The organism is Asticcacaulis sp. P4_H10 (genome assembly GCF_056400965.1).
The window spans coordinates 1-26,607 of the sequence record NZ_JBFUKH010000012.1; the positions used below are offsets into that span (position 1 = coordinate 1).

Sequence of the window (26,607 nt, forward strand, 5' to 3'; positions counted from 1 at the left end):
GACACCCGCCTCGCCAAGCCCTGACAACGCCCGCTCCACCCATTTGTAACCCGTCTTCCGGCTAATCCCGAAAGACCGGCAAAGCGACGCAATGTTCGCATTTGCCTGACTGGCAAAACTCAAAAACTCCCGCCTGCGATCCATGACCGACACCTCATTCCAAGGCATGGCAAGCTCCTCAGCTATTCCATGCCTAAAGTGTCACCCATGTCTCCGAACACATGTCACCTATGTCCCCGGACTAAACAAAATGGAGAGGGCGAAGAATCGAGCATTGAACTGCTGCCAGGGCTTCCAAATTGATCCCAATCTTTACTTCTTGCGCATTGACCTTAAGGTTTTCGCCCTCCCCATAAATGGGGAGGGGGGACCGAGAGCGGAGCGAACGGTGGGCGGGGCCATTCCGGCTTTTCCACCTGCGCCCGCCGCATCACCTATGGACAATTGACGGCTCCCCCGGTTAGGACTTGTTCAAAAGGTTAATTCTCCGCCGGGGCGAGCATGTTCGAAAACATAGACCTTTCTACGTTCAACTTCACCGATCCGCACTTCGTGTCGCAGGCATCGGCCTTCTTCCAGGTCGTGTTCATCGACCTGGTCATGGCCGGCGACAATGCCGTGGCCGTAGGTCTTGCCGCCGCAGGGCTGGCCGCCGCGCAACGGCGCAAGGCGATCATGTGGGGGCTGATTATCGCTGTTGTCATGCGCATCGGCTTTGTCTGGGGCACATCATGGCTGCTCGGGATCGTCGGCCTGCTGCTGGCCGGTGGTCTGCTGTTGCTGTGGGTTGCCTGGAAGATGTGGCATGAGCTCAACGCGCACCACGTCGAACAGGCGGCTCAGGCCAAGGCCGCGCTCGACGAAGCCGCCCGCAAGGCCGATGCCTTGGACCCGATCGGTACGCCCGCCCCTCGCCCCGCCAAACAGAAGAGCTTCGGCGCCGCGGTGCTGCAGATCCTGGTGGCCGACCTGTCGATGTCGCTCGACAATGTGCTGGCCGTCGCGGGCGCCGCGCGGCATCACGTCTCGATCATGGTCTTCGGCCTGATCATGTCGATCATCCTGATGGGCGTGGCGTCGCACTTCATCGCCAAGCTGCTGCATAAGCACCGCTGGATCGGCTTTATCGGCCTGTTCATGATCCTCTATGTGGCGATGAACATGATCTGGGAAGGCCACCGCGACGTCGTCGTCGATACCGGCAAGGTCGCGGAATATAACCGGATTGTGCCGGATTTCATGGATATCACCCAGGACCAGGTGAAGCATTTCCAGCGGTAGGCATTGAGGGGGACCTGCGCAGGTCCCCCTCAACCTTACGCCATGTCCTCGGGGATTTCCTCGTGGTACCACTGCGGCAGAGCGGCCTTGGCCGTCGACGGGCCGTACTTGTTGCCGCTTTGCGTGCCCTTGAGGAAGCCGCACTCGATCAGCCCCCACAGATTGCCGATCAAGGGCACCAGCCCGATCACGACCCACCAGCCGGACCGGCCGCGGTCGTGCCAGCGCTTGACCGCAATGCAGAAGCTCATCCACGTCACCGGCACCAGCAGGACCAGGCCGACAAGCCACGGCCTGAGGCCTACGTCACCAAGCGGCCCGCCATCGCCCGCCTTCCATTCCGCCAGCGCCCAAAGGCTGTAGCCGGCAAACGCCGTCACGATACTCAAGGTCATATATCCGCCCCAGAAACCGGCCCGGTTCAACCGGCCATGGGGGCTCAGAAGCGCGTCCGTAAGGCGCATTGGCACTCTCCCTATGTTGGTTCGCACAACGACTCTTTGTGGTCGTTGCGCGGAACGTAACACCGGTTTGCCAACTCACATTTCACAATATCGCGAGGTATCAGATTGCGACGCGTTGTCAGAAAACGTCGGACGAACCACCCGCGCCCTTCGGCGACGGGCCGTATGTGTTCGGGCCCTTGGTGCCATCCAGACAGCCGAGCTCGACGAACTGCCAGATGCTGACGACGAGGGAGACCAGTGCTGCCGCGCCATAGACAGGCCAGTTGACGCCTTCGGTGCCGCCGGCCGCCGTCGGTCCGTAAGTGACCTGAGCAAACAGGCAGGTGTAGGTAATGACCATCAGCACACCGGCCAGCCATCCTGGCCGGCCACGGTCGTGCCAGCGTTTCGCCGAAAGGCATATGCCGGGCCAGATCATGAGGATGAAATAGGTCCACAGGAACATGTTGAAGGGCGTAGGATCGAATTTCGTCCACCCGCCCAGGTCGGTAAAAAAGGCGCCAGGCGGATTACCCGACACCAATTGATGGACCGCGAACTCCACGACAATATTGACAATGCCCAGACAGATACACGTCAGCCACCAATCACGGCGGCGCAAGCGGCCCTTGGCGCTGAAAAGCAGTTGGATGATATTCATGGAATCCCCCTCGTCCGGACGATCATATGACCACGTCCGGTGGAGGGCGGCAAGCTTTAGTAGTAGGCTTCCTCGCGGCCATAATAACCAACAGGCGGGCCATAGCGGTTGGTATGCGGCTCACCCGGCATCAGGCCGCATTCGATAAACGTCCAGACCAGGAAAGCGCCATAGGCCAGCGGAATGATCCGCACCAGCGTATAGAGGTCATAATCGTAATAGTCACCGGGATAGACCCAGTTGAGCGCATAGCAGGCCACGCCCAGGGCCAGGACCACGCCGGCCAGCCAGCCTGACTTGCCGCGATCGTGCCAGCGCTTGGCGTTCAGGCACAGGATCGGCCACAGGGTCAGAGTGAACAAAACCATGTGGACGGCGGCGACGTCGCCCGGCAGTTCATCACCGCGCGCGATCAGCACATCCAGAAAGACCGGCGACAGCGTCCAGAAGCCGAAGACATAGTGCTGGATGCCTAGGACGGCCAGGTTGACCAGAATCGACCACAGCCAGTAGTCGCCCCGGCCAATGCGGCCGTCGGCGCTGAACAGCGTGGAAAGCAGTCCGCTGGACATCGAACGGAACATGACGAGACCCTCTCTTGTTTCGAAAGGATAGGCGCCGGGACGGGTAAAATTGCGACGGGAAAACCTCCGTTGCGGCATAATGAGCGCGTTAAGCATAAAACAAAAAAGCCGGGCCCACCTAAGGGACCCGGCTTCTTATACTCAGGCAATCAATAGTGGATCAGAACGCGCGTTCAGGGGCGTTGATACCCTTGGGCGACGGACCGAACTTGTTAGGGCCTTGCGTGCCGTCCAGGAAGCCGCACTCGATCAGCGTCCAGATGCCGCCCACGATCGGGATCAGACCGATCAGGACCCACCAGCCCGACTTGTCGCGGTCGTGCCAGCGTTTGATCGCCAGGGCCAGGCTGATCCAGATCAGCGGAATATAGGCGAGCCCCATACCGATCCACACGATCGGCTGAAACTGCCCCTGCTCCAGCGCGCCCGGATTGGCTGCGAAAGTGAAACCGATGATCACATTGATGAGCACGCCGAATACGACGCCGGCAACCAGGGCCGCCAGCCAGTATTGGCTGCGGCGGATACGCCCCTTGAAACTGAACAAAAGATCCATGATAGACATGGCTATTCCCCCTTTATTGCTGTCGCGCCCTTTAGAAGGCTCCGGCTGGAGCGCCGATACCCTTGGGCGACGGTCCATATTTGTTCGATCCGGGCGTTCCGTCAAGGAAGCCGCACTCAATCAGCACCCACAGGCCGCCAATCAGGGGGATCAAACCGATCAGGTTCCACCAGCCAGACTTGTCGCGATCGTGCCAGCGCTTGGTCAGGACGGCCAGCTTCATCCAGATGGCCACCAGGCCGAAAATATCGACAATGGGGTTGGTGACAATGGCCGACCAGGTAAAGCTGCCCGGGCCGTAATTGGTGTCGCCGTGCGAAACGCTGAAGTTGCCAAACTGCCAGAAGAGTCCGCCGTAAACAAAGCTGAGTACAAGGAAAAACATCCAGACGTGCAGGCGGCGCGCCCGGCCTTCGAAGCTGAACAGGAACTGTACCAGTGACATGAGAATCTTCCTTTCCCGGTTTTCTCCTGTCGCCATTATAAAGACACGCGCGACGCGAAATACTGAATTCGGATTTAGTTTGTGACGTGTTCGTAATGCTTGCGACGGATGGAAGGCCAGCCGACGTTCATAATTCACAGGATGGGGCCACGGAAAAGGACGGGACGTTTATGGAAAAGCCGCAGATCACCCAGGCAATGATTGATGCCTATGACGACTTTACCCATCGGACGATGGACCGGCGCGGCTTCATGGAGAAGCTGACGGCGCTGGCCGGATCGGCGGCAGCGGCGGCGGTGATCGCGCCCATGCTGGCGGCCAGCCCGGCGCACGCTTCGATCGTGTCCGACCTGGACGACCGGCTTGTCTCGGAAAGCGTCAGCTATGGGGACATGAAGGGCTATGTTGCGCGACCCAAAAAACCGGCCGGCGCCCTGCCCGCCGTCATCATCATCCATGAAAATCGCGGGCTCAATGAGCACACCCGCGATGTGGCGCGGCGCATGGCCCTGGAAGGGTTTGTCGCCCTGGCGCCGGACTTTTTGACGCCTGCGGGCGGCACACCCGTCAACGAAGACCAGGCGCGCGAGCTGATCGGCAAGCTTGATCCGGCGGTGACATTGACCAATGCCCAGGCCAGTATCGACTATCTGTTGGCGCGCAAGGATACGGTCAAGGCCGTCGGCGCGGTCGGCTTCTGCTGGGGTGGCGGGCTGGTCAACCGGCTGGCGACCAAATCACCGAACCTGAAGGCCGGCGTGGCCTATTATGGCGCCCAGGCGGCGGCCGCCGACGTGCCGGGCATCAAGGCCGCGCTGCTGCTGCACTATGCCGGCCAGGACGAACGCATCAATGCCGGCATCGAAGCTTATCGCAAAGCTTTAACGGACGCGAGCAAGACCTTCGAAATACGGATTTATGACGGCGTCCAGCACGCGTTCAACAACGACACGTCCGAGGCGCGCTATAACAAGGCGGCGGCTGACCTGGCCTGGGGCCGGACGGTGGCGTGGCTGAAGAAATATCTTGTGTAAGGTTCGAGCGAAAAAGAAGAAACCACGAGCCACACGAACGGACATTTCACTTCCCCTCTCCCCACTCGAGGGGAGAGGATGGATGGCGGAGCCATCCGGGTGAGGGGTTGGAGTCAAAGACTGCGTCGTTCGTACATGTCGTACCAACCCCTCATCCTAACCTTCTCCCCTTAAAAGGGGAGAAGGGATTTGAAGGCGCTCCCCCCTTACTCAAACACCTTTTCCGGATCGCCTACGCCCTTCGGCGAAGGACCATAGCGGTTCGGTCCCGGCGTGCCGTCGCGCAAGCCGCACTCAAAGAAGGTCCACGCCCAGCCCAGCACGGGAATCAGATTGATCCGCCACCAGCGGTAGGAACGGTCGATATCATGCAGCCGCTTGATGTTAAGCGCCGTGCCGATCCAGAAGAACGGAAACATCGCGGCGAGGATCGCCAGGTTATGGAACCACTGAACGCCCATGCCGCTACCGTCCAGCGCGGTATCGACAAAGAATCGCGTCACGATCACGGACATGACGCAAAAGCCGATGACATTCACAATCGACCACAGCCAGTAGTCCCGGCGACGAATGCGGCCGTTAAATCCGAAAAGCATTTGCCAAAGCGGCATCAGCCCTCGCTGCCGCCGAAGCGCTCGGCCCATTCGGCGACCTGGGTGTCCTCGATCTTGCGGAACAGGACTTCACCGGCGGCAACAGGTGTACCCGGCGCCAGTTGCGACAGCTCCGCCTTGGCATCCGTCGACGGCCACGCGATAGGAAGCGTCGCACCGACTGTCGCCGCGATCTTTTCGGCCGCGAACGGAATCAACGGTTGCGCCAGTACGGCATAGAGCCGGACGAGGTTCAGGCCGTGACGGACGATCACCCCTGCCCTGACCGCATCGGTCTTGAGCGCGGTCCAGGGGGCTGCTTCCTGCAGATACTCATTGCCCAGAACCCAGATGCGGCGAACGGCCTGCGCCGCCTTGCGCATCTCCATCTCTTCGAAGGCCTGCGTGGCCTCTTCGAGCAATGCGGACAGGTCGGCATAGAGCTTCTCTTCCAGCGGCCCCGCCTCGCCGCCTTCAGGCACCACGCCACCCATCTTGCCTTCGCAGAACTTGGTGATGCGGTTGACGAAATTGCCGAGGACGTCGTTCAGGTCTTTGTTGATTGTCGCCTGGAACTGCTCCCAGGTGAACGAGCTGTCCGAGCTTTCCGGCGAATTGGCGATCAGGTACCAGCGCCAGTAATCTGCCGGCAGCAGCTCCAGCGCCTGGTCCATGAAGACGCCGCGGTTCATCGAGGTCGAGAACTTGCCGCCGTACCAGTTGAGCCAGTTGAAGGCCTTCAGCGTGTCGACCATCTTCCACGGCTCGCCCGAACCGATGATGGTCGCGGGGAAGCTGACCGTGTGAAAGGCGACATTGTCCTTGCCCATGAATTCGACATAGCGCACGTCGTCCGCGCCCTGATCGAGGCGCCACCAGCTTTTCCAGCCATCGGGGTCATTCTGGGCATCGAACATCTCACGCGTCGCGCCGATATATTCGATCGGCGCGTCAAACCAGACGTAGAAGACCTTGTTTTCAAAGCCCGGACGCGCCACGCCGTCCTTGCCTACGGGAACGCCCCATTTCAGGTCGCGCGTGATGCCGCGATCAATCAGGCCTTCTTCCAGGTGCTTGTTGGCGATGGCTTTCGCGAGGTGCGGCCAGTTGTCGTGGCTGGCGATCCACTCGCGCAGCTGCGGTTCGACCTTGGTTTGCAGCAAATACAGATGCTTGGTGTCGCGAACTTCCAGATTGGTTGAGCCCGATACCGCCGAATACGGGTTCTTCAGGTCCGTCGGATCGAGCAGCCGGCCGCAATTGTCGCACTGGTCGCCGCGCGCCTTTTCATAGCCGCAGTGCGGACAGGTGCCTTCGACATAACGGTCCGGCAGGAAGCGGCCGTCGTCGATGGAATAGACCATCTTGTCGGTGCGCTCCTCGATCAGCCCGTTCTTGTCGAGCGCATCGCAGAACATCTGCGTCAGTTCGCGATTCTGCGGCGACGAAGACCGGCCGAACCAGTCGTAGCTGAGGCCGAACTGCTGCCCGGCGTTTTTCTGGATCAGATGCTGCTCATCGCAATAGGTGCGCACGTCCTGGCCGGCCTTGGCGGCGGCCAGCTCGGCGGGGGTGCCGTGCTCGTCGGTGGCGCAGATATACAGCACCTCATGGCCGCGCGCCCGCATGAAACGCGCATAGACGTCGGCGGGCAGCATGGACCCGGCCAGATTGCCGAGATGCTTGATGCCGTTGATGTAAGGCAGCGCGGAAGTGATGAGAATGCGGGACATGATGTGCGTCAATCGTCAGAGATCGGGAGTCGGTCGCAGACCTCTATTTTCTCGGCTTCTGCACAGCAAGCTTTATTTCGTTTCAAATTGCTCTGGACAAGGCCGGTGGGGGTCGGCATAAGGCGCGCCTTGCCAGTCGCATCGTCGCCTGGAAGGGTTGGCCGGCTTAGCTCAGTTGGTAGAGCAGTTGTTTTGTAAACATCAGGTCGCGGGTTCGATTCCTGCAGCCGGCACCACCCCAAAGCCTTCCCCAAAATACAATTTCTGTGAAAATGCGCCGCGCAAAGCCAAAAGCGAGGCGTAACGCATTGACTCATCGCGCCAATATAGAAAATCTCCTGCCCACAGAGAGAGGGGCATTTCATGGCCGAAATCAGACACTACCCGTTCGTCCGGCATTTGCGTGCGGACGCTTCCACCCATGTCATCAGGTTCTCAAGCGGCCAAAAAACCGCCAGTGGACGCGGCCTTACCTTCTACTTCCTTCCCGATCGCACCTCAGTTGCGGAAATCGCCGTCGATGACCGCGACCTGACCTATATTTTCACCGGACGCTCCAAGGACTACCAGGCGCTCAACGCCCAGGGCACGATGACATGGCGCGTGGAAAATCCCGAACAGCTCGCTGACCGCGTCGACTTCAATATCGATCTCAAGACAGGTCTTTTGCGCGGCGAACCGCGGCAGCAGATCGAAACCTTGCTGACGGGCCTGGCCCAACAGGCGTCGGTGCAGTATTTCGCCGAACGCACGGTTGCGCAAGTACTGGAGGCCGGCGTCAAGCCTTTGCAGGAACGTATCGGTTCCGACCTGACCGCCTCACCCTTGTTGTCAGAGATGGGCCTTCGTGTCATCGCGGTGCGCGTCACAGCCGTCACCCCAAGCGCCGATCTGGAGAAGGCGCTGCAAACGCCGACCTTCGAACAACTGCTGCAAAAAGCTGACGAGGCCAGTTTTGCCCGCCGCGCCCTTGCGGTCGATAAGGAGCGGGCGATTGCCGAAAATGAACTGGCGAACCAGGTTGAGCTTGCCCGCAGGCAAATGCAGCTGATCGCCGAACAATCCGCCAATGCGCAGGCTGAGGCCGAAGCCGATGTCAGGGCACTCAAAGTCAGGGCCGACGCTGAGGCCAATCGTATTACCACGCTGGGCGCGGCCAATGCCGAGGCTGAACGGGCGATGCTGGCCTCCTACAAGGAGCTGTCGCCGGAAGCCATGCTGGCCCTGGCGGCGCGGGAATTCGCCACCAAGCTCAACAGCATTGAAAACCTCAACATCACACCGGACCTGCTTGCCACCGTTGTCGGAGAGTTCAAAAAGTCCAAAGGCGCGTAATGAGTACCTTGACGCCCAGGGTCGTGCTGGTAACGCGTGAGAGCGATTTCGAATGGCTCCTCGCCCACCACGCCACGCGCGGGCAGACGGCGTTCTTCCTTGAGCAACGCGGCCAGAAACTGGCTCAGGTCGAAGCCCGGCACGAAAGACTGAAGCAGGCGCTGTCTAATGTTCGCGCGGCTATTCCTGCCGAATGGCGGACCGCACACGTCAAGCGGGGCGATCTCGACCGTTTCCTGTTCGCCAGCGAAGACATCGTCGTCGCTGTCGGCCAGGACGGGCTGGTCGCCAATGTCGCAAAGTATCTGAGCGGTCAACCGGTCATCGGGGTCAACCCGGAACCGGACATAAATGCCGGTGTGCTGGTGCCTTTCCGGGAAGACGGCATCGCGGGCGTGCTGCAGGCAACGCCTCACGGCGACTGGCCAACGGAATTGCGGACGATGGTCGAGGCCTCGATGGATGACGGACGACGTCTGCTTGGCCTGAACGAAATCTTCATCGGCCACGCCAGCCATCAGTCGGCACGTTACGAAATCGGCTTTGACGGTGTGCACGAAAACCATTCTTCCAGCGGCATCATCGTAACAACGGGGACCGGCGCCACAGGCTGGGCCAGATCCATCCGTCAGCAGTCGCGAATGGTGCACACCCAAGCGCCCGCGCCGACGGATCAGACGTTGGAATTTCTGGTCCGCGAGGCCTGGCCAAGCCGCTTTACGCAGGCAGAGCTGGTGGACGGCCTGATACATGGATCGGGCGCTCTCAGGATCACGTCCCGCATGAACGACGGCGGTGTTGTCTTCGCCGACGGCATGGAAAGCGACCGCCTTGCCTTCGGCTGGGGACAAGGCCTTGAAATCAAGGTCGCAGATCGAAAGCTGAAGCTGCTAAAGGCATTGTGACGCTCGTCCACAGAACGCGATAGGACATAAAAAAGCCCACGGCGTTTCCACCGAGGGCTTTTTGTTTGGGCGATTGAATTATGTTTTATGCTCTGTAGTCCGTCTCCACCACTACCCGGCTTGACAACCTCCCCGCCACATACGAAGATATTCGTAGATAAGGGAGACCACCATGTCACAGCTGTCACGACGAGGTTTCATCGGCGCGTTAGCAGCCAGCGCCATCGTACCCGGACTGGCACGAGCGAACCCGGCGGCGGCGCTGGAAGGTACCCTGGCTGAGCTGTTGCTTCAGGACGGCAAGACGTTACGTATTACGCTTGCTGACGCTATGACAGGTCTTAACACCCCTGCCCTCAGCGTCGCGGTGATTGCGCGCTACCAGCTCGACTGGGCGCACGCCTATGGCGCTACCAATCCCGGCGAAAACACAAGGGCGACACCCAACACCCTTTTCCAGGCGGCCTCAATCTCCAAGCCCGTCGCCGCCACCGGCGCGCTCTATCAGGTCCAGCGCGGGCGGCTCGATCTCGATGGCAATGTCAATGACAGGCTGAAAAGCTGGAAAGTCCCTGACAACGCATTCACAGCGACCGAAAAAGTCACCCTGCGCCGGTTGATATCTCATACGGCGGGCCTGAGCGTGCATGGCTTTCCGGGCTATGCCACGGATGTCCCGCGCCCAACCGTGCAACAGATCCTCGACGGCGTGGCGCCCGCCAATACCGATCCGGTGCGCGTCATCTTCACGCCCGGCAGCCGTCAGCAATATTCCGGCGGCGGCATCACAGTCGAACAGCTTTTGATGACCGAAGCGACCGGGCGCGCCTTTCCGGACCTGATGCAGGAAACCGTGCTCGGACCGCTGGGGATGAAGGCATCGACCTATGAACAGCCCCTCTCCAACGCGCGTGCGGCGCTCGCTGCCGCCGGCACAGGGATGGACGGCAAAGCGGTCGGCGGCCGCTGGCACATCTACCCGGAAATGGCGGCAGCAGGGCTGTGGACGACACCGTCCGACCTGGCCCGCTTCGCCATCGCAACGGCAAAGGCGCGTCTCGGACAAGCTAATCCCGCCTTGTCGAAAGCGACCATGGCGGAGATGTTCCGCCCCGTCCCCAATGGCGACATATTAGGCTTTTTCAGCAATCCCAAAAATCCCGGCAGCTTCGAACACAGTGGCGCCAACGAAGGCTTCCGGTCTCTGCTGATCATGAACGGCGACACCGGCGACGGCGTGACAGTGATGACCAATTCCGACGGCGGGGCATTGGTCCAGGACCTGGTGATGCGACGCGTCGGAGAACTGTATGGCTGGAAACACGATTTTGGCGGGCCGGCGCGCGCTATCCCTTTGGTGGCCATCCTGCACGGCGCCGATCTGGCGCTCAGCCACTTCGAAGCGGTGCGCGCAACGGCCTTCGAATACGACCTTAATCTCGGCGGCTACGCGCTGATGTCTGCCGGCCGCGTCGAAGAGGCCATCCGCCTGTTCCGCCGCAACGTCGAGGCCTACCCGCAATCGGCTAATGCCTATGACAGCCTGGCCGAAGGCTATGAGACAGCCGGCGACAAGGCCCAGGCCATCGCCAATTACCGCCTGTCGCTTGAGCGCGATCCGAACAACGACCACGCTAAGGATCGCCTCAAGACGCTGGAACAGGGCTGATCACCTAGTCCTTATCCACCTTCTGATCTAGCTTATCAAACACCTTCTCGAACTTGGCCGACATGTTGCGACCGAGTTCGTCGATCTTGCGTTCGGTGTTCTGCTGGTAGTTCTCGACCTGGCTTTGCGTATTCTCGTCGAACTTGGCCAGGGCCGCGACGGCACTCGACAGTTTGTCGTTGAAATGGTCGATGCGCTCATTGGCGAGGTTGATCCGCCCCTCCTGGCGCATCGCCCAGATGATAACGCCCGCCCAGGTGACCAGCACGCTGAATCCCACGGCAATCAGCGCCACGATGACGGCAGGTGTCATGCCAAGATTCATCACGCCCTCCCCGCTTGCGCCAGCAGGTTTGTCTTCGCCTGGCCGCCCGAGGTCGAACCGAACCAGAAGTTCAGCACCTGCGTGAAGGCCGTCCCCAAAGCGCCCAGCATCAGCCACGCTGCCTGATCCGTGCCGGACATCTGCGCCCAGCCTGACAGCACGAAGAACAGCGCCGCGAAGAAGCCCGTCACGATCAGCCCCGACAGGACGATCTGCGGCCAGTGATTGACGCGGAAAAGCTCGCGCGCACCGCCGCGATCCTGGACTTCCAGTTCGAAGACATTGACGTTCAACTGCGCCATGCGCGCCTTGAACTCGAACTCGGCAGTCTTGATAGCAGCAAGGGTTTCGGGCGACGCGCCGACAATGGCATTGGCCAGCTCGTCGTCAGACCCGCCGTCCTTACCGAGCACCGCCTTGGAGATGGCCGTCACCGCCGCGCCTGCCAATGGCCCGCCAAGCCCTGCCGCGATCGTCGGGGCCAGTGATTTCAACACGCTTTTCCAGTCGCTCATCACGCCCTCATCAGGTTGTCGGCGATGCGCTGCGCCCAGCCGCGCCCGAACGCCGGCCACTCCGCCAAATTGTTCAGGAAATCCAGTCGATGCCCGTTGAACCGGGCCTTCAGACCTTCCGGATCGGCGTCACGCAGCGCCTTCAGCGTAACCGGGCCGATTTCGCCGTCGTCATCGACCTTGACGGCCAGTTGCAGCAGGCGGATGGCCCGGCTAAGGCCCGAATTGACCGCCGTATCGAACAGGTCGAAGCGCAGGCCTTCCGGCACGCGCTCACAGCCCGAGCGGATCCAGTAGTCGCGATAATAGATCGCCCGCGCCCGCTCTAGGGTCAAACCCCGAATATCCTCAGAGGGATAGGCGCGTTTGCTGATGCCGAACTTCGTTTCGCCGCCGGGGTCGCGCGGGTCGTTGACATAGCCGCCTTCGTGGCCGATCAGCACGCTGAACGCCTCATCAAAAGTCATTGGTTTTACTCCGATATTATGCCAGCGCGAACTATGCTAGCGAGATAAGGGCGCTGCGCAGGGTGTTGACCGCGATCAGCACCCTGCCGGCCTGTTCAGACGTGATGGTGCCCGAACCGATGCCGCCGAATTCCAGCGGACGCGGCAGGTACTTCAGCTCCGACCGGCCGAACCAGATGGCATCGAGCGCGTTGCTCACGGCCGCTTTTTCATGGCTCACGGTCTGCGCGCCCAACATGCGGATCGACTGGGTGGGTGGCGCAGACGGAGATACGGGTGGCGTCGTCCAGGCCATGCCGATGCGATAACCGGTCGTCAGGTCCGGATCGCTTCCGGCCTGACTGAGCGCCTTGACCGCGTCGTCGGTACCAAGCTGAACGTAGTTGCCGCCATCCTTGCGGTGGAAGGTGGCGCGGAAGGTGTAGCTGTTGCCGCCAACACTGAAATAGGGTCCCCCCACCAGGGCCTGCGACTCTGCCGAGGTCATGAGTTGCCCGCACGACGCCAGAACCATTATGTTGTGCTGATGGGTGGTGCGCGGCAAGGCCACCCAGCCGTGGACTTCGGAATAGCCGGTCGAGGTGGTCGGCATAAGCCCGACGCCCGGCGCCTGATCCACATCGAAGAGGTCGAGCGGCCACTCCGCGAAGAGCATGTTTGCCTGGGCGGTCGCCGTGTCCGGCCCCATCATCGCCCAGAAGCCCTTCATGACGCTGGTGTCCGGGTCGGACGTGTACACGCCCGCCGCCTTCAGGTCGTGCAGGAAGCGGTCAAAGGCCAGTTGATAGCCGGCGGCGAACGTCCCGGTGCCCTTGACCCGCTCCTGGAAGGCCTTGGTTTCATCAAGCAGACCGACCTCAATCGGTGCCCCGCCCGGCGTCACCCACGCGTCGCCACGAGCGCTACCGCTCGCATAGTAAGGCAGGCCGTCGTCGCGGTTGATGAGGCTCAGCCCCTTGCGCTTGATAAAGCCGGCATTAAAGGGTGAACCCAGCGCCGCAAGCGACACGCCCGGCACGACGACGGGCGCTTCGGGCACCCAGTGCGTGCCGTTATATATGATGCCCTTCCCTTCGAAGTCGTTGACGCTCAACACCTTGCAGCCCTTGAACGGCCAGGCAATGGCGGCGACTTCGGCCAGGTCCATGGGACCGTGGATGATGAAGTCGGTCGTCGGTTCGCCCGCGCTGTCGTCGAAATCAACCGTATAGCCTGCCCGCACCCAGGCCGCTGATACATGGATCGTGCCCTTCTGCCAGCCGCCGGTGATGCGGATATTGCCCTGCAGGTTGCCATTCGCCCAGATGGTCGAGCCCGTGCCGTAATCGGCCCAGAAGGCGTCGAACATGTCCGCCGGCGCCGTGGTGTCAACAGTGCGCGTGCCCGCCGGGACAGTCTGGTTGAGCGTATAGCTTGCGGGGATATCGATGTTTGTCGAAGGTGAACTGGCCGGAACGACGGCGGCGTTGACCCTCAGCCAGTACGGCAAATCCGGGTGCCGGAGGAACTGGCCGACCACGACGCCCGGACGGCGCTTGATGCCGTCGGCGCCCACGACTGCCGGGACCGACCAGTTCGTGCCGCTGAACGTGCCTGTCACATCGCCGGGGCTGTTGCGATCGCCCATTTCGATCTCCAGCCGGATCGACTTGCCGGAAAAGGCGCTGCCGGCCTCGGTACTGGTGGCAACGCCATCGCTGAGGATCACGGGGTTGACCCAGTCGCTGATGCCGATACGGGCGCCGACCGGACAGACATTGCGCCGCGACACATAGGTCAGGGTGCAGTTTTCCAGCACCGCCCCGACCTGGAAGGCCGGCTGATAGCTGGCGCGCGACAGGAAGACCGGACTGCCGGCCGTCGTCGCGTTGCGGTAACGCACGGCATTGGTGCCGCCTTCGCGGGTATTGTCGACCTGGTCGTGATAGATGGTGCCGCCGACGCTCTTGGGGTTGATCAGCGTGATGCGCCCGCAATAGTGCTGGATGACGCGCAGACTGTCGAAGACGACATTGGGACCGCCGCCGGTATAGCCCGACGACCGCGTCTCGACCTTGATCAGGTCGCCAGTGACGGCGCGGATTTCGCCGGCATAGCAGCTGCCCTTGCGCGAACAGTCTTCGATGGCGTAGCTGCCGATCCACGGCATGACGTTTTCGACGCTGAATTCAACGCGATAGGAATATTGCCCGCCCTCCTGGGCATAGACCAGGTTGGAGCACAGCGTACCCACCATGCGCACGCTGACCTCGTCGGGGCTCAGCCCGTCGAGCGCCCGGAAGGCCAGGGCTGAACCGTGATACAGGTGATCGAAACGGTAGGTGATCAGCTTCTTTTCAGTATCGGAATGGATTTCGAGCCCGTCGCCGCGATGGTTCTGCACGGCGATGTCGTAGGACGCCCGCGCGCCCTGGTCACCCCGGATGCGCACGGCGGTAAAGGGCTGCGACTGGTTCCAGAACGGATCGGCGAAATTGCCATCGAAGCGCGCGACCTTCTCGTAATGCGGCGGAAAACTGTAGGTGTTGGGATAGTTCAGCACAGTTGCCGACATCGGCAGCAGACCCAGCTCGACCGCCGGCCCCTTGACCGTCAGCGTCAGGGGCGCGCCCGTCGATCCGACCGAATAGTCCTGGCTTTTCAGGACGGTACCGGCGCCCAGATTGCTGACAAAGCTGATCGTCTTGAACGGCAGGTTGACGCTGCACGCCGTCACGATCTTGGGGCCGGAAATGACGACGGTGCCGTCCCGTCCGGTCAGCGGCTTGCGCTGGGTGCGGGCAACCTCGACGGCATCGTCAAAGGCGGTCTCCGTTCCCCCCAGCAGGTCGATATTCGAGTCGGGGAAAGGATCGGTGCCGTCGGCAGCGATCCGCGCCGGACACTTGACCAGGACGGTGTTGCCCAGCCCGTCCGACAAGGGATAGCGGCCGTCTTCCAATGCGCCGCCATTGACCGTCCCTGACATCCAGGTGCGGAAATTGGCAGTGGCGTTGCGGATATTCTGCGCCAGCGTCATCTGCACGGTGATCAGCTCGGCCAGGCTGTAGTCGTCAAGGTCGGCCAACGGCTTGATGAAGGCCTTGACGCGGACCTGCGCGCCGGCGCCGTTGACGGTGATCCTGAGCCGCAGATAGCGGTAGACCGTGCCGTCGTGGCTGTTGTCGAGCGCGATGACGTCCTGGGCGTTCTTCGCCTTCATGTGCCACAACGCCAGGTCCTGCACCGCCCCCGTGAACCCGGCGTCCGCGCAGCCTTCGATGGTCAGGTCGTAGCTGAGGCCGGCGGCGACGTTGAGCACGGCAGGCTCGAAAGCCGCTACCCCATGCCACGGCGTCCCCGGCGATCCGGTGTCGATGACACGCGCGGCGCTTGCCACCAGGCCGTATTCTGTCCGGATACCGGTGCCCGCAGGGGCGTGCGTCGTCAGGCCGTCATCGAGCCACAAGGCGGAAATAGGCAGAGCAATGGTCACGTCAGTGTCACCTTGTCGGGGTCGTAAGGGGGCGCGTCCTCAAGGCGGCGCGCATCGGTTTCCATCCAGGCCAGACCCGAAGGCAGGCTTTGGATCGTCAGGTCGAACAGGTTGTCGGAACAGTTACGGAGCGAAAACGGCCGCTCGTCGCGATAGACCAGGATGTGCCTCATCGCTTCATGCTCTCGATCGTCATGTTGCCGCCTTCGATGGTCGTGGGGTAGTTGATGATGCTGGTGCCAGGCCCGGGCGTGCCGTCGCCGATATTGGTCCCGCGCAGGGTCCGCACCGTCAGCTTGTAGGTAAAGTTGCTGCCGACCTCCTCGTCATCGAAGAAATCGTAGACGTAGGAGGTGCAGTGCGTGGAGAACGCGGCGTCACCGACAAAGCCCATCAGGTGTTTGTAAGCACCGTATGACCCCGCCCCCGCCGCCTTTCGGAATATCTTGATCAGGATGGCGTAACGCTCACCGTTGCCCGCGACCGAGACGCGAAAGCTGATCCGGGCGCGACGGGCCTGCGGAATGAAGGGTACGATGGCGCAGTCTTCATCGGCGGTACCGGCGGTCGAGAAGTCACTGAAGCTGTCGTCGTTGAAATTGCTGACCGCATTGCTGATCAGCTTTTCCGTCGTCACCGTGCCGTCGACGACCAGGTCGCCGGTGATACGGACATTGGCGTCCATATGGATATTGCCGCCCACATAGGAGAACGGCACGGTCAGGTTCAGGCCGGAATTGTCGGCCAGGAAGAACTTGCTGGCGTAAAAGCCGATACTTGACGTGCTGTTCGAAGCATCGAACACCATGCCGGCGATGGCCTTCTGGCCGCCGCTGATATTCTCGACCTTGAGCGAATAGCGCGCCCTGAGATTGCCAATGGCCTCGCTGTGTTCGCTGACGGTCGAATCCACCGTCGACACCGTGCTGATCAGCCCGGCCAGGGTATCGTCCGCGCCCTCGCCGATCCGGGCGAACGACGTGTTCAGCACATAGGCCGTCCTGTCCTCAGACAGCACGCCCAGCAGATTAAAGCTGTCGATCGCCTCCTGGCCCTTGTTGATCGCCTGAAGCGTAGCGAACTGAAGCGACCGCCCATCGCCGGTATAGTTCAGCCCATCCTGGATGCTCTGATAGGTCTGGACCAGCAAATTGGTCTTCAGCACTTCGTCCAGCGGCGTTTCGATCGTGGTCGCCAGGCTTTCGGCCAGGTCGATGAAATCGAAGCGGATATCGTCGGTCGTGACTCCCTTCCACGCTGTCCACTGGGTCGGCCGGTCAACGATCAGCCGCGCCCGCACCTGATAGCGCGTGTCGGGCAAAATGCCTTCGACAATCAGTATGCGCCCAAGCGTGATGTCCGACACCGTCCCCGAAGTGACCGGGTCTTCGTTCATCTGCAGGCGGACCTCGTACATCAGGCCACGCACATCGGGCATTTCCGTTCCGGTCCAGGTCATGTCGAGAGCCGGACGGCGCGCCCCTCCGGCCTCATCCATCACCGCACCGCTGATGACGTTGAAATCGGGCACAGACTGCACCACCAAGGGACGGGTGCCCGGTATGGCCGCAGCCCAGGGCAAGGCATCGTCGCCCGCCCACACAAAGTCCTGGCTGTCGCGTTCGCGCAAGGCCAGGTCGACGCTCAGGGTGCGCAGGCCCTCGGCGACGCCGGTAATCTCGAACGTCTTGCCGACCTTCCGGTCTTCGGTGTCGCGTTTAGTGTAGCCCTCGCTGGTAGAGAACCAGGCGATGGCGTCCAGAGGCTCTAGCATCGAAGCATACGGCCCCATGCTCAACGAGTGGCGGCGGAAGCGGCGCTCCTCCTCGATCGACGACTTCATCAGGCGCTGGGCCTGGGTCGGGCTGAAGACCGCCGGCAGGTTGAGGTCGGCGATCAGGCGGCGCCCGTCGTCATCAGCTTCCCAGTCGGCATTGAAGCGCGGCGGCGCGTCGGTCATTTCCCACAGGGCCGACGGCAGAGGATGCGAACCCTGGATGCCGTTGAAGGTGTTGGCCAGGCCCGGGAACATGTCGTGGCCGCGGTCACGGTCAACCAGGATGTCTTCGTCCTCGAAGACGTTCTGAAGTTCGCCGTCGTCATTGGTGATGAAATGGACCGGCAGTCCCGGTCCGCCGACGCGGATCTTCCACACGCCGCCGATCTCGACCTGCTGGGCCTGGCACGCCGTCTCCAGGGCCTCCATGACATCAGCGGGCTCGTCCGACAGCGACACCTCGATCCCGGCCGTGAAGCGCGGCTCGGTGCCGCCTTCATCGTCGGTCTCGACCGGTTCATCGCAGTCGTTCATCGCTGCGATCCAGTTGTCGAGCGGGAGGTCCTCCGCGGCCGCCTCGCCGCCATAGACGCTGCCGTCCGGCAAGCGGATGCCCCGATGCAGGTTGTAGATCATGATGACCGGGTTCTGCGTCGTCAGCCAGGTCGACGGATCTGCCCAGCTCTGGTCCGGATCGCGCGGATCGTAGAGCGGAATGCCGTCCTCTTCGAAACGCAGGTTCGGCGGGCTGTTCAGCACTTCGCGATTGTAGCGGAAGACCAGCACGGCATAGGGACGGCCATGACCGATGGCATTGCCCGTCCACGGCCGGTCGGGATCGCCGCCGAACTTTTCCACCAGCAGCGGATCGGCGGCGGTCTGCGTGCCGTCGTAATCATTGATCCAGGCATTGTCCTCCAGTGTGCCCAGCAGCTTGTAGCCAAGCGCGCTGGATCCACCGATCGGGCTTTTCGAACCTGCGATCGCGACATAGTCGTCATTGAGGATCAGCCGCGACAACTGCTGGCCCGGAATGCAGCCGCGCGCGATGACATAGGTCAGGTAGGCATTGGGCGTCTTGCCGTCCGTGCCGTAGGTATTGAGCGGCGCAGCCAGCTGGCCGGCCGTGGCGAAGCGCCCCAGGACGAAGGTCTGAGCCACCGAGCCGCCCGTCGTCGTCTGGGTCTTGATGCCGACAGCCGCCGTCTTGGGCTTCTTGCTCAGCGCCTGCCCCAGCAGCGACATGCCGGCCATGCGGACGGCGTTCTGCGCCACCCAGCTGATCACGCCCGCCATGGTCGTGCCGACGACAGGCGCCAGCATGGTCGGCAGGGTGACGGTCAGGAAGGCGGTAACCGGATCGGCGTGCGCGACGCCAAAGCTCAAGGCCAGGCCGACAGCCGTGGCCGCCAGCAGAAGACGGAGACGGTTCATACGCGGAAAGCCCTTTTCAGGTTTCGCCTCGGCTCCAGGCCAAGGCCGGTATGCGTCAGCACATAGACGCCCTCGCCCTGGACGATGCACAGCGCGCCAAAGCCCTCGCTGCCGTCCACGACGCCGATATCGCCCCGGCGCGCATAGGCAGGCGCGACTTCTTCGAACATCGCCGCGACGACAGCGACGTGGTCGGCGTGACCGGCACGACGAACACGGGCGATGCCTGACTTGATCGTCTTGTATTTTCCGCGCCATTTCGCCGCCGGATCGACGCCTGTCATGGCCTCGACGCAGGCCCCCATGAACAGGGCGCAGTCGTGCGTCCCCGCCTGGAACGGAGTGCGCGCTGCTGTGGCCAGATATTCGACCAGGCGCGGTTCCCAATCCTTGAGCCGTTTCACGACGTCACCCTGTTTTTCACCTTGCTGACGACCTTTCCGACCATGCCGGTCGCGGTCTTGTTGACGCGCTTTTCGCCCCAGTAGAGGTCGACCGTCCCGGAGACATCGACGTGCGCGAAGAAGCTGTCATTGGCATCGACCAGCCTCTGGCTGGCGTCGCTGAACTTCTGGGTCAAGGATCGGGTCAGTGCCCGCGACACGCTGGCCAGCAGCAGGGTGCAGGTCACCTGGCCGCTGCTCTGCTCCCAGCGGATTTCGTCGACCCAGCCCTTGAAAAGGCGTTCAGGCACGGGGTACCTGGCATCGTCGGACCGGATTTGCGCGCCGGTTTCCGGGTCGAATTCGACACGATGGATTTCCACCGGTGCCAGACGGGCGTCATAGGCCTTGCAGGCCTGCTGGACCTCAGGCGACAAGCCGGAAAGGGTCACGGTGCGCGTTCGCACCTTGATGCCGATGTCGGCGGCGCCGTCGCCCAGGTCCAGCGCATTGCCCGCGCCGTAATAGGTCCGCGCCTGGGTGCTGCTGCCGAACGGGATATCAAAGACCTGATGGTCGTCGCCGGTCCACAGGCCAATAGCTTCCTCGGTGGGAATGGGATCGCGTGTCCGGGCCCGGATCCACAACAGGGCATGGGCGATCGTGCCGCCGCGCGTCCGGCGCGCGGCGAGTATCGAAGGAGGCAGGAATTTCATGGAGTTATCCGAAGACCTTAACTGACTATCTCAGAGTCTGGCGCCATTTGAATGTGATGCCGGTTATGAACTGGCCTGCAGCCGTACCGCGTGACGCCGTGCCGGGGATCAGGACCGCCTTGCACACCGGGCGGATCAGGCTGACATTGGCATTTCCCGCAGCCCCCGGACGAATGGCGCCGGATATCTCGACAGTCGCCAGCCCGCTGCCATTGGCAACGGTGTGCGAAACCAGGTCGTGCAAGGCGTAGCGCTTTGGGCTGCTGCCATATTCGAAGCCAATATAGTCGCCTTCGGACAGCACGTAGCCCGCCGGCAGGCCCTTCAGCGTCAAGACGCTGCGGTCATCCACGGACAGGATCTGCGGTGTGGCACCGCTCAGGATCGCCCCGCCCGGATCGTAGCGCGGAAACGTCTTGGCCATGTTGTAGACAAAGAAGGACCGGCCGGCCTGGCGCAAAGCCGATATCTTCGCCGACACCGCCTCGGCCTCGTCATAGGGCATGGGCGCCAGCTGGACCTCGCCGGTCCACAGCCGCGTCCCGACATCGGCGGTCAGGATTTCCCCCGCGCCCGTCGTCCCCGTAGACACCAGGCTTTCCGGCAGGTCGAAACTGCTCGACTGAATCTTAAGTTTATCGAAAAAGCTACTGATATTAAGTGGAAAAACGAGTGACATATGAACTATCGCCTCCGGGGGTCATTGCCGATAGCCGCCACGCGTTGCGGCATGCCGGCGTCGTACTGGCTGATCCCGGTCTGGACGGCGCGCGCCGAGCTGTCGCGGACATAGGCCCTGATCTTGCCGTCGTCATCGACGGTCACGCTGACCGCGACCTGCACGGCCTGCCCGCCGCCGCCGCCACTGCCCTTGGTGTGATCGACAACGGTTTCGCGCGGGTGCATGACAGCCAGAAAACCGCCCTTGCCGTCCACGCCACCATTGCGTGAGCCTTCGCCGGTATAGCCGCCGCCGTCGAAGCTGAAGATCCCCCCAAGAAAGCTGGCGGCCTTGCTCAGGAAATCACCCGATCCGCCCGAGCCGCCACTGCTGAACAATCCGCCCAAAATGCCGGTACCGGCGTCACCCTTCTTGCCGATCAGGCCATCGAACATCTTCTGGATGCCCTGGCTGGCCCATTCGGCGGCGATGCGCTTGAAGGTAGAGGTCATGACATCGCCCAGGTCCTCGCCGTTGACGATGGCCTGGCCCAGGCTCTTCGACAAATCCTCACCGATCCCGGCGATCTGGTCGCGGAGAGGATGCAGCGCCTCCTTAGCGCCTCCGGCGGCATCGACCAGCCCGTCGAGTGCCTTCTTGCCCTGCAAGATGATAGTCTCCAGCGTCGTTTCAACCTGCGCGACCGGAGCGACGGCGTTGGCCGGATCGTTTTCGTTGGCGGCGTGGTAGGCCGTCTGTGGCCCGCAATCACAGTTGCCGCTCGTTGCCACCGCGATGGCCGTTGCCGCCCCCCCGCCTGCTTTCGGCACGCCATCATCGTCCATAGCTGACTTATAGCTGTTGATCTCAATTTTCCGGACGATGCCCTCAGAGGCTTTCATAATTCCATCCATTTCCTTCCGTGCACTGGTGGCAAAGCCGAGAAACGCCTTCATCTTGCCTTCGGCGTCGTTCTTGAGAGGCGAAATCTGGATCGCCTTCATCTCGTCGAACAAATGCTTGCCGAAGAATTTGTTGAGCTTTTGCCCGAGATCACTGAAACTGCCGACGACCTTCTCCAGCATCCAGTTGATCGCGCCGATCACGAAATTGGCCGAGGTGATGAAGACGTCCCTCACCATGCCGCCGAAGTTGGAAAACATGAAGGCGATCGTCTTGAACGCCGCTACGTAGTAGCCGCCAATCGCGGCTGCAACTATGCCGACACCGTCTACGATCTGCCGGAAGGCATCCCCGGCGACCTTCTTGACGTCATCGAAGACCTTCGTCACACGGTTACCTTCGTTGAGCGTCATCCAGAAGCCCTTGAAGATATCGCCGGCGGTAACGGTCGTCTTGCCCAGCTTGTCGATCTCATCCTTGGTAAAGCCCAGGCTTTTCAGATAGGCCTTATCCTTGGCATGCTTGTTGAGATCGGACTGAAACATGGCGAAGGCGCCGACCGCCACGCCAATGGCCGCGACAACCGCCAGCACGATCGGATTGGTAAGCCCGAGCGCCTGAGCCCACGCCCCTAGGCTCGAACCGGACGACATGATGATCTCGCCCATCTTCCAGCCCTGCTCGATGAACATGCCGAGCGACGCGTCACCCGACGCTACCGCCGTGAACAGTTCGAGCGCCTGGGAACGCATCTTCTCCATGTCGTCGGCGGCTACCTTTGCGGCCTTGCCGATGTTTCTCGTGTCTTCGGCAGCACGCTCCATGCTGCCGTCAGCGCCGCCCGCCGCCCCATCGCGGCTTGTCGGGCGGCTGACCTCCCTTGACAAGGAGCCGTCAACCTGGCGCGATGCGGCAGACGGAATATCCTTCATCCGCCGGATCTGGTTGTCGAGCTTTTCGACAGCCTTTTCAGCGCGTTTGGCCTGGTCGTGCAATCTGTCGAGGTCCTTCGCCGCCTTTACAGCCTGCGAACTGTCGATCCTGAAGCCGAGTGAGGCGATGTCCATCCGCGACCTCCTGTCTGGTTCCTGAAAAAACGGGACGGGCTCAGCCGTCTCTGGCCTTGACGGCCTCCATCCAGGCCGTGTCCATGGCCTGGATAAGCGTGATAAACGGCTCGAAATCGTCGGGATCACTCAGCCCGTAAAGGCGGGCATAACCAGCGATGGCGGCAAACGGGATCGGCGTCAGCCCAAAGCCCACCGGCCGGTCGCCCATCAGCGTCAGAAACGCCTCAAGCACCCACTGTGCGCCCGGCATCAGTTCGGGCGGCCTTATCTCCTCCGGTGCGTCGCGGCCGTTGTCCGCGAACCAGGCGAAGGCCTCCAGATGGTTCAGGCGCCAGAGGACGGCGCTTTTGAGTTTTTTGCCAACGGCTCCTGCTCCGCCCGGCCCTGGTCGACGACATTGGCGGCCCAGACGACAGCGTCGGCGAAGGCTTCGAAATCGGGATCCAGCAGATATTTTCCGGCCGTCTCCAGGCTGAAGGGCAAGGGCTTGCCACCCAGGCTGTAACCGTCCCAATCGAGCAGCACGGCTTCATGCAGGATCTCGCGCATGATCTGAAACTGCGGCTCGGCCTTGATCGCTCCGTCACGCTCGCGCTGGTCGCGGGGGACCTTACGCTCCTTCAGGCTGCGCAAGGCACGCACGACCGGGCTGTTCAGGCCCCTGACACGCAGGCGGGCCTCGCCCTGGCCAGGAATGTCGCCGACCCACTGGCCGGCGGCGATAGCGAAACTGTTCTTCTTGTTGGCTGTGAAGTCCATGGAATAACCTCTTGTCGGTAAAGGACGGGGAGAGCGCCGACATCACTCTCCCCTGACCGCGCCGCCCGAAGGCGGACACGGTGTCTCTCGACCGGTGCCGGACCGGTATTCGTTTCGAAGTTTAAGACGCCGGCTTGGCGGCCGTTTCGACGATGTTGGAATTGGGCGCGATGTTGAAGGTGATCATCGACGCCGTATTGGCTTCGCCGCCCTGGTCGGTCTTGGACAGGACCAGGCCGATAAAGTTGACGACGGTGCCCGATGGTACGGTCGTTCCCGTGTGCGTGCCGGAACCGGCATTGGCCGAGGTATCGACCGCCAAGCCACCAGGCGTCGTGGAAACGGTGAAGGAGCCCGGCGTGACGACAGTCTTGACGTAATAGGTTACGGAATCGGGCGTCAGGCCGGCCGGAAGCGTGCCGCCGGTGCTGAACCTGACCGGATCACCGACGGCCAGACCGTGCGCCGCCCAGCTCACAACGCCCGCCACGGCGGTCGAGATCGTCACCGTTGCCGACCGCGAAGGTACGGCATCGTCCTTGACCAGCTTGAAAGCAAAGCTGGCGTTGCTATCGGCGGCCGCCTTCAAAGCGACCTGGCCGGGATCGTTGGCGATGGCGGCAAAGCGATGCTCACCGGCCGGCGAACGGCGCGTGCCCTTTTGCACCACGGTCCGGCCGCGATTGATCAGGTCGGTGGCGATCTCGGCCGACTGGTCGCCCAGCGGCGGACGGCTGGCATAGCCATCGACCAGCACCCAGGTCTGTGACGTAAAATCGGCCGCGACATAGTCGACCGCCTTGTCCGGCAGCGCACCGCCGATATACAGTTTCTCACCGGCCACTTTTTGAAGCGCCATATCAGTATCCTTTCAATGAAGGTTAGGAATGCGCCGCAGCGCGTTGAAAAATCGAATTATCCGGCCACGCAGGCGTAAGGCGACCAAAGCCTGATGCGGACGTCGACCGTGCCCGTGGCCAGGCGGGCGTAGAAGCCGAAAGACTGGAAGTTGCTCGCGCTGGTTCGCTTCATCGGCGGGACGCGGACGAAGCCCGAGAACCGCCCGCCCATGTCGCCGAAGCTGGCGGCGGCGTGGTCTTTCCGGAAAGCGTAGGTGTCGCCGATCAGGACCGACCAGCCTGTGACACCGACCGCGTCCCCCGTCCCTGTGGCATTGGCGATATCGACGAACATGCCGCCTTCCACCCATTGCCCTTCCTGCACCGGCAGCTCATAGGCGGTCTGCCGTGACAGCCTGAGATCGACGCCAGCATTGCTGGAGGCGCCGCTGCCCAGCAGCTCAACCGTGCGCACGCCGCCCAGATCCAGCACCGACGCCTTTACCGTTGCGCCAGTGTCGTTGAGCAGGCCCCAGTTGGTCGGAACCACGCTGTCCGCCGTAAAGCCGGTCGTGAACGGCGACGCTCCGGCAAAGGCCGCATTCGTCAGCGCATTGGCCGACGGCATCAATGCGACGTGGCTCGATGCCAGGAATGACATGGCCGCCACGATATTGCCGGCGATGACGCGCGCGCCCGCCGCCGTGGGATAGATTCCACCCGCCTGGACCAGCGCCGGCTGGCTGGCCGGTACGAAGTTGGCGTCGTGATTGACGACCGTCAGCCGCTTCCCGCCAAGTCCCGCCATCCAGGCATTGAAGCCTGTCCGCGTCGCTTCGTGGGTCGAATTGGTTCCCACGGCGTCGGTCGCCTTAAGCACGCAAGACCAGACGACATGAACATTGGCGATATTGTATGCATCGATGATTGCCTCCGCCTGCGTCTTCATGGTTTCCAGGCCGGCCGTCAGACTGTGGCGTCCGGCATGAATGACCACGTGGGTCAGTGCAGGATACTTGCCCAGGACACCCGGGACATCAGCCATGACCTGCTGAAGCGTATGGCTGTTCGCCCCCTCGGTGCCTGGCGTCACGTTCGGCGGAAAGGTCATCCTGCCATTCGACAGCGCGCCCATCCAGGCCGCCAGGCTCCGGCCATCGACCTGCGCCGCCACGTTGTCGCCTTCGACAACAAATATGGCTCCGGGTGGGATCGCCAGCCCCGAAAGATTGCCCGCCCTGCGCTTCGGCAGACTCATGCCGAGACCGAGGCCCAGCATCAGTACATCGCCCATATGTCGGTCGCCGAGCCACCGGTAAGCACCCGGACGCACATGATCGGATTCACGCCCTGGATCAGGGGCACGCTCGTGCGAACAACGCCGGCAGCGGTGCGGATATTGGCAGTCCCGGTCGTGCCGACCCACAGACCTCGGCAGATACCGCCGGCAAAATCCTGGTCGTCATTCTTGGTAACAGGCACGATGTCACTCGCCGCGGCGGTGCGCAGCAGTTCATTGGCGTTCAGGGGCATTTCAGGAACCTCAGGAAAAGGTCAAACTTTAAGAAAAAGCCAGACTTTGAGAAAAAGCCGGACTTTAAGAAAAAGATTGCCAGCGGATGGAAACGGGAACGCGCCAGTAGGCGTCGTCGCGGTAAGGATCGACGACACGCGGCGTGGTCTCGATCCGCACCGTCACACCGTCAAAAGAAAGCTTAAGGTCCTTGGCAAAGTGCGCGGCGATCCGCCCGCCCTGCTCTTTCAGGTATTCGCGGGTGCGCTTCAGGTGCACCGGCATCATCAAGGTCAGGGTCAATATCCCGCCCCGGTCGTCGGGATCGTCGCTCCCCAGCGTAATGCGCTCAGGCGCACCGTCGATATTGGCGGCCTCGACAAAGGGCAATGCCCCTGTCCCGTCCGCCGGCCGCACAAACTCAGGATCGACGAAATCAAACGGATAACCGCCCGGCAGGCTGAGGATACGCTGGCGCAGGGCCATCCATATCCGCGTCTCAATGGCAGGCATGACGCC

28 protein-coding genes and 1 tRNA gene are annotated in these 26,607 nt (G+C 62.0%); 6 read left to right on the plus strand and 23 right to left on the minus strand.

What is annotated here, in order from left to right; all coding sequences use genetic code 11:
- The first annotated feature begins 501 nt into the window (after positions 1 to 501).
- Positions 502 to 1,281: a YjbE family putative metal transport protein gene (locus AC1DON_RS20460; protein ID WP_476936675.1), complete on the plus strand. Its 780-nt coding sequence runs from the start codon at positions 502 to 504 to the stop codon at positions 1,279 to 1,281.
- Between the two features lie 35 nt (positions 1,282 to 1,316).
- Here AC1DON_RS20460 and AC1DON_RS20465 read toward each other — a convergent pair whose 3' ends face one another.
- The 5 genes from AC1DON_RS20465 to AC1DON_RS20485 all read right to left on the minus strand — a co-directional run bounded on the left by AC1DON_RS20465 (position 1,317) and on the right by AC1DON_RS20485 (position 3,982).
- Positions 1,317 to 1,745 carry a DUF805 domain-containing protein gene (locus AC1DON_RS20465; protein WP_476936676.1) on the minus strand — a complete coding sequence of 143 codons (429 nt, stop codon included), beginning with the start codon at positions 1,743 to 1,745 and terminating at the stop codon, positions 1,317 to 1,319.
- A 118-nt stretch (positions 1,746 to 1,863) separates the two neighbouring features.
- Positions 1,864 to 2,388 carry a DUF805 domain-containing protein gene (locus AC1DON_RS20470; protein ID WP_476936677.1) on the minus strand — a complete coding sequence of 175 codons (525 nt, stop codon included), beginning with the start codon at positions 2,386 to 2,388 and terminating at the stop codon, positions 1,864 to 1,866.
- Between the two features lie 56 nt (positions 2,389 to 2,444).
- Positions 2,445 to 2,972, minus strand: a complete 528-nt coding sequence (locus AC1DON_RS20475; RefSeq protein ID WP_476936678.1) for a DUF805 domain-containing protein — start codon at positions 2,970 to 2,972, stop codon at positions 2,445 to 2,447.
- A 160-nt stretch (positions 2,973 to 3,132) separates the two neighbouring features.
- Positions 3,133 to 3,537: a DUF805 domain-containing protein gene (locus tag AC1DON_RS20480; RefSeq protein WP_476936679.1), complete on the minus strand. Its 405-nt coding sequence runs from the start codon at positions 3,535 to 3,537 to the stop codon at positions 3,133 to 3,135.
- Between the two features lie 31 nt (positions 3,538 to 3,568).
- Positions 3,569 to 3,982: a DUF805 domain-containing protein gene (locus tag AC1DON_RS20485; RefSeq protein ID WP_476936680.1), complete on the minus strand. Its 414-nt coding sequence runs from the start codon at positions 3,980 to 3,982 to the stop codon at positions 3,569 to 3,571.
- 170 nt (positions 3,983 to 4,152) lie between these two features.
- On the opposite strand from AC1DON_RS20485, the gene AC1DON_RS20490 reads away from it, so the two are divergent.
- A complete protein-coding gene (locus AC1DON_RS20490; protein WP_476936681.1) occupies positions 4,153 to 5,016 on the plus strand; it encodes a dienelactone hydrolase family protein in 864 nt (287 codons plus the stop codon).
- Positions 5,017 to 5,222: 206 nt separating this feature from the next.
- Here the strand turns inward: AC1DON_RS20490 and AC1DON_RS20495 are convergent, their stop codons facing one another.
- Complete coding sequence (locus AC1DON_RS20495; protein ID WP_476936682.1) at positions 5,223 to 5,627, minus strand: DUF805 domain-containing protein; 405 nt, start codon at positions 5,625 to 5,627, stop codon at positions 5,223 to 5,225.
- A complete protein-coding gene (gene metG, locus AC1DON_RS20500) occupies positions 5,627 to 7,342 on the minus strand; it encodes a methionine--tRNA ligase (RefSeq protein ID WP_476936683.1) in 1,716 nt (571 codons plus the stop codon). Before metG ends, AC1DON_RS20495 begins: the two co-directional genes overlap by 1 nt.
- Before the next feature lie 160 nt (positions 7,343 to 7,502).
- Here metG and AC1DON_RS20505 point away from each other — a divergent pair.
- The 4 genes from AC1DON_RS20505 (at position 7,503) to AC1DON_RS20520 (ending at position 11,251) form a co-directional block, all read left to right on the plus strand.
- A tRNA-Thr gene (locus AC1DON_RS20505) sits at positions 7,503 to 7,578 on the plus strand.
- A 127-nt stretch (positions 7,579 to 7,705) separates the two neighbouring features.
- Entirely contained in the window at positions 7,706 to 8,677 is a 972-nt protein-coding gene (locus tag AC1DON_RS20510) for an SPFH domain-containing protein (protein ID WP_476936684.1), read from the plus strand.
- The gene (locus AC1DON_RS20515; protein WP_476936685.1) at positions 8,677 to 9,582 is read left to right on the plus strand and encodes an NAD(+)/NADH kinase; all 906 of its coding nucleotides are present in this window, start codon (positions 8,677 to 8,679) and stop codon (positions 9,580 to 9,582) included. Before AC1DON_RS20510 ends, AC1DON_RS20515 begins: the two co-directional genes overlap by 1 nt.
- A 172-nt stretch (positions 9,583 to 9,754) precedes the next feature.
- Positions 9,755 to 11,251 (plus strand): serine hydrolase, encoded by a 1,497-nt coding sequence (locus AC1DON_RS20520; protein ID WP_476936686.1) that lies wholly within the window; start codon positions 9,755 to 9,757, stop codon positions 11,249 to 11,251.
- 4 nt (positions 11,252 to 11,255) lie between these two features.
- Here the strand turns inward: AC1DON_RS20520 and AC1DON_RS20525 are convergent, their stop codons facing one another.
- The 16 genes from AC1DON_RS20525 to AC1DON_RS20600 form a co-directional block, all read right to left on the minus strand.
- Complete coding sequence (locus AC1DON_RS20525) at positions 11,256 to 11,576, minus strand: hypothetical protein (protein WP_476936687.1); 321 nt, start codon at positions 11,574 to 11,576, stop codon at positions 11,256 to 11,258.
- Positions 11,576 to 12,091, minus strand: a complete 516-nt coding sequence (locus AC1DON_RS20530) for a hypothetical protein (RefSeq protein WP_476936688.1) — start codon at positions 12,089 to 12,091, stop codon at positions 11,576 to 11,578. Before AC1DON_RS20530 ends, AC1DON_RS20525 begins: the two co-directional genes overlap by 1 nt.
- Complete coding sequence (locus AC1DON_RS20535) at positions 12,091 to 12,558, minus strand: glycoside hydrolase family 108 protein (protein WP_476936689.1); 468 nt, start codon at positions 12,556 to 12,558, stop codon at positions 12,091 to 12,093. The genes AC1DON_RS20530 and AC1DON_RS20535 overlap by 1 nt, the downstream gene beginning before the upstream one ends.
- 31 nt (positions 12,559 to 12,589) lie before the next feature.
- Positions 12,590 to 16,033 carry a hypothetical protein gene (locus AC1DON_RS20540; protein WP_476936690.1) on the minus strand — a complete coding sequence of 1,148 codons (3,444 nt, stop codon included), beginning with the start codon at positions 16,031 to 16,033 and terminating at the stop codon, positions 12,590 to 12,592.
- Positions 16,030 to 16,206 carry a hypothetical protein gene (locus tag AC1DON_RS20545; RefSeq protein WP_476936691.1) on the minus strand — a complete coding sequence of 59 codons (177 nt, stop codon included), beginning with the start codon at positions 16,204 to 16,206 and terminating at the stop codon, positions 16,030 to 16,032. The genes AC1DON_RS20540 and AC1DON_RS20545 overlap by 4 nt, the downstream gene beginning before the upstream one ends.
- Positions 16,203 to 19,244, minus strand: a complete 3,042-nt coding sequence (locus tag AC1DON_RS20550) for a phage tail tip fiber protein (protein WP_476936692.1) — start codon at positions 19,242 to 19,244, stop codon at positions 16,203 to 16,205. Before AC1DON_RS20550 ends, AC1DON_RS20545 begins: the two co-directional genes overlap by 4 nt.
- A complete protein-coding gene (locus tag AC1DON_RS20555; protein ID WP_476936693.1) occupies positions 19,241 to 19,648 on the minus strand; it encodes a DUF6950 family protein in 408 nt (135 codons plus the stop codon). Before AC1DON_RS20555 ends, AC1DON_RS20550 begins: the two co-directional genes overlap by 4 nt.
- Positions 19,645 to 20,343 carry a hypothetical protein gene (locus tag AC1DON_RS20560; protein ID WP_476936694.1) on the minus strand — a complete coding sequence of 233 codons (699 nt, stop codon included), beginning with the start codon at positions 20,341 to 20,343 and terminating at the stop codon, positions 19,645 to 19,647. The genes AC1DON_RS20555 and AC1DON_RS20560 overlap by 4 nt, the downstream gene beginning before the upstream one ends.
- Positions 20,344 to 20,368: 25 nt before the next feature.
- Positions 20,369 to 21,022: a hypothetical protein gene (locus AC1DON_RS20565; RefSeq protein ID WP_476936695.1), complete on the minus strand. Its 654-nt coding sequence runs from the start codon at positions 21,020 to 21,022 to the stop codon at positions 20,369 to 20,371.
- Between the two features lie 5 nt (positions 21,023 to 21,027).
- Positions 21,028 to 22,974, minus strand: a complete 1,947-nt coding sequence (locus AC1DON_RS20570) for a hypothetical protein (RefSeq protein ID WP_476936696.1) — start codon at positions 22,972 to 22,974, stop codon at positions 21,028 to 21,030.
- A 40-nt stretch (positions 22,975 to 23,014) separates the two neighbouring features.
- Positions 23,015 to 23,386, minus strand: coding sequence for a phage tail assembly chaperone (locus AC1DON_RS20575; RefSeq protein WP_476936779.1), 372 nt, complete (start codon positions 23,384 to 23,386; stop codon positions 23,015 to 23,017).
- Positions 23,302 to 23,736, minus strand: coding sequence for a hypothetical protein (locus AC1DON_RS20580; RefSeq protein ID WP_476936697.1), 435 nt, complete (start codon positions 23,734 to 23,736; stop codon positions 23,302 to 23,304). The genes AC1DON_RS20575 and AC1DON_RS20580 overlap by 85 nt, the downstream gene beginning before the upstream one ends.
- A 121-nt stretch (positions 23,737 to 23,857) precedes the next feature.
- The gene (locus AC1DON_RS20585; RefSeq protein ID WP_476936698.1) at positions 23,858 to 24,595 is read right to left on the minus strand and encodes a hypothetical protein; all 738 of its coding nucleotides are present in this window, start codon (positions 24,593 to 24,595) and stop codon (positions 23,858 to 23,860) included.
- 56 nt (positions 24,596 to 24,651) lie between these two features.
- Positions 24,652 to 25,869 carry a hypothetical protein gene (locus tag AC1DON_RS20590; RefSeq protein ID WP_476936699.1) on the minus strand — a complete coding sequence of 406 codons (1,218 nt, stop codon included), beginning with the start codon at positions 25,867 to 25,869 and terminating at the stop codon, positions 24,652 to 24,654.
- Positions 25,854 to 26,108, minus strand: coding sequence for a spike base protein, RCAP_Rcc01079 family (locus tag AC1DON_RS20595; protein WP_476936700.1), 255 nt, complete (start codon positions 26,106 to 26,108; stop codon positions 25,854 to 25,856). The genes AC1DON_RS20590 and AC1DON_RS20595 overlap by 16 nt, the downstream gene beginning before the upstream one ends.
- A 64-nt stretch (positions 26,109 to 26,172) precedes the next feature.
- The gene (locus tag AC1DON_RS20600; RefSeq protein ID WP_476936701.1) at positions 26,173 to 26,601 is read right to left on the minus strand and encodes a phage tail terminator-like protein; all 429 of its coding nucleotides are present in this window, start codon (positions 26,599 to 26,601) and stop codon (positions 26,173 to 26,175) included.
- Between the last annotated feature and the right edge of the window lie 6 nt (positions 26,602 to 26,607).

Coding starts and splice junctions, on each gene's coding strand:
- AC1DON_RS20560 (WP_476936694.1), bottom strand. CDS start 20,343: ATGAAATTCCTGCCTCCTTCGATACTCGCCGCGCGCCGGACGCGCGGC.
- metG (WP_476936683.1), bottom strand. CDS start 7,342: ATGTCCCGCATTCTCATCACTTCCGCGCTGCCTTACATCAACGGCATC.
- AC1DON_RS20570 (WP_476936696.1), bottom strand. CDS start 22,974: ATGGACATCGCCTCACTCGGCTTCAGGATCGACAGTTCGCAGGCTGTA.
- AC1DON_RS20600 (WP_476936701.1), bottom strand. CDS start 26,601: ATGCCTGCCATTGAGACGCGGATATGGATGGCCCTGCGCCAGCGTATC.
- AC1DON_RS20490 (WP_476936681.1), top strand. CDS start 4,153: ATGGAAAAGCCGCAGATCACCCAGGCAATGATTGATGCCTATGACGAC.
- AC1DON_RS20530 (WP_476936688.1), bottom strand. CDS start 12,091: ATGAGCGACTGGAAAAGCGTGTTGAAATCACTGGCCCCGACGATCGCG.
- AC1DON_RS20475 (WP_476936678.1), bottom strand. CDS start 2,972: ATGTTCCGTTCGATGTCCAGCGGACTGCTTTCCACGCTGTTCAGCGCC.
- AC1DON_RS20595 (WP_476936700.1), bottom strand. CDS start 26,108: ATGCCCCTGAACGCCAATGAACTGCTGCGCACCGCCGCGGCGAGTGAC.
- AC1DON_RS20510 (WP_476936684.1), top strand. CDS start 7,706: ATGGCCGAAATCAGACACTACCCGTTCGTCCGGCATTTGCGTGCGGAC.
- AC1DON_RS20520 (WP_476936686.1), top strand. CDS start 9,755: ATGTCACAGCTGTCACGACGAGGTTTCATCGGCGCGTTAGCAGCCAGC.
- AC1DON_RS20545 (WP_476936691.1), bottom strand. CDS start 16,206: ATGAGGCACATCCTGGTCTATCGCGACGAGCGGCCGTTTTCGCTCCGT.
- AC1DON_RS20585 (WP_476936698.1), bottom strand. CDS start 24,595: ATGGCGCTTCAAAAAGTGGCCGGTGAGAAACTGTATATCGGCGGTGCG.
- AC1DON_RS20470 (WP_476936677.1), bottom strand. CDS start 2,388: ATGAATATCATCCAACTGCTTTTCAGCGCCAAGGGCCGCTTGCGCCGC.
- AC1DON_RS20580 (WP_476936697.1), bottom strand. CDS start 23,736: ATGGACTTCACAGCCAACAAGAAGAACAGTTTCGCTATCGCCGCCGGC.
- AC1DON_RS20550 (WP_476936692.1), bottom strand. CDS start 19,244: ATGAACCGTCTCCGTCTTCTGCTGGCGGCCACGGCTGTCGGCCTGGCC.
- AC1DON_RS20590 (WP_476936699.1), bottom strand. CDS start 25,869: ATGGGCGATGTACTGATGCTGGGCCTCGGTCTCGGCATGAGTCTGCCG.
- AC1DON_RS20565 (WP_476936695.1), bottom strand. CDS start 21,022: ATGTCACTCGTTTTTCCACTTAATATCAGTAGCTTTTTCGATAAACTT.
- AC1DON_RS20465 (WP_476936676.1), bottom strand. CDS start 1,745: ATGCGCCTTACGGACGCGCTTCTGAGCCCCCATGGCCGGTTGAACCGG.
- AC1DON_RS20525 (WP_476936687.1), bottom strand. CDS start 11,576: ATGAATCTTGGCATGACACCTGCCGTCATCGTGGCGCTGATTGCCGTG.
- AC1DON_RS20535 (WP_476936689.1), bottom strand. CDS start 12,558: ATGACTTTTGATGAGGCGTTCAGCGTGCTGATCGGCCACGAAGGCGGC.
- AC1DON_RS20515 (WP_476936685.1), top strand. CDS start 8,677: ATGAGTACCTTGACGCCCAGGGTCGTGCTGGTAACGCGTGAGAGCGAT.
- AC1DON_RS20480 (WP_476936679.1), bottom strand. CDS start 3,537: ATGTCTATCATGGATCTTTTGTTCAGTTTCAAGGGGCGTATCCGCCGC.
- AC1DON_RS20495 (WP_476936682.1), bottom strand. CDS start 5,627: ATGCCGCTTTGGCAAATGCTTTTCGGATTTAACGGCCGCATTCGTCGC.
- AC1DON_RS20460 (WP_476936675.1), top strand. CDS start 502: ATGTTCGAAAACATAGACCTTTCTACGTTCAACTTCACCGATCCGCAC.
- AC1DON_RS20485 (WP_476936680.1), bottom strand. CDS start 3,982: ATGTCACTGGTACAGTTCCTGTTCAGCTTCGAAGGCCGGGCGCGCCGC.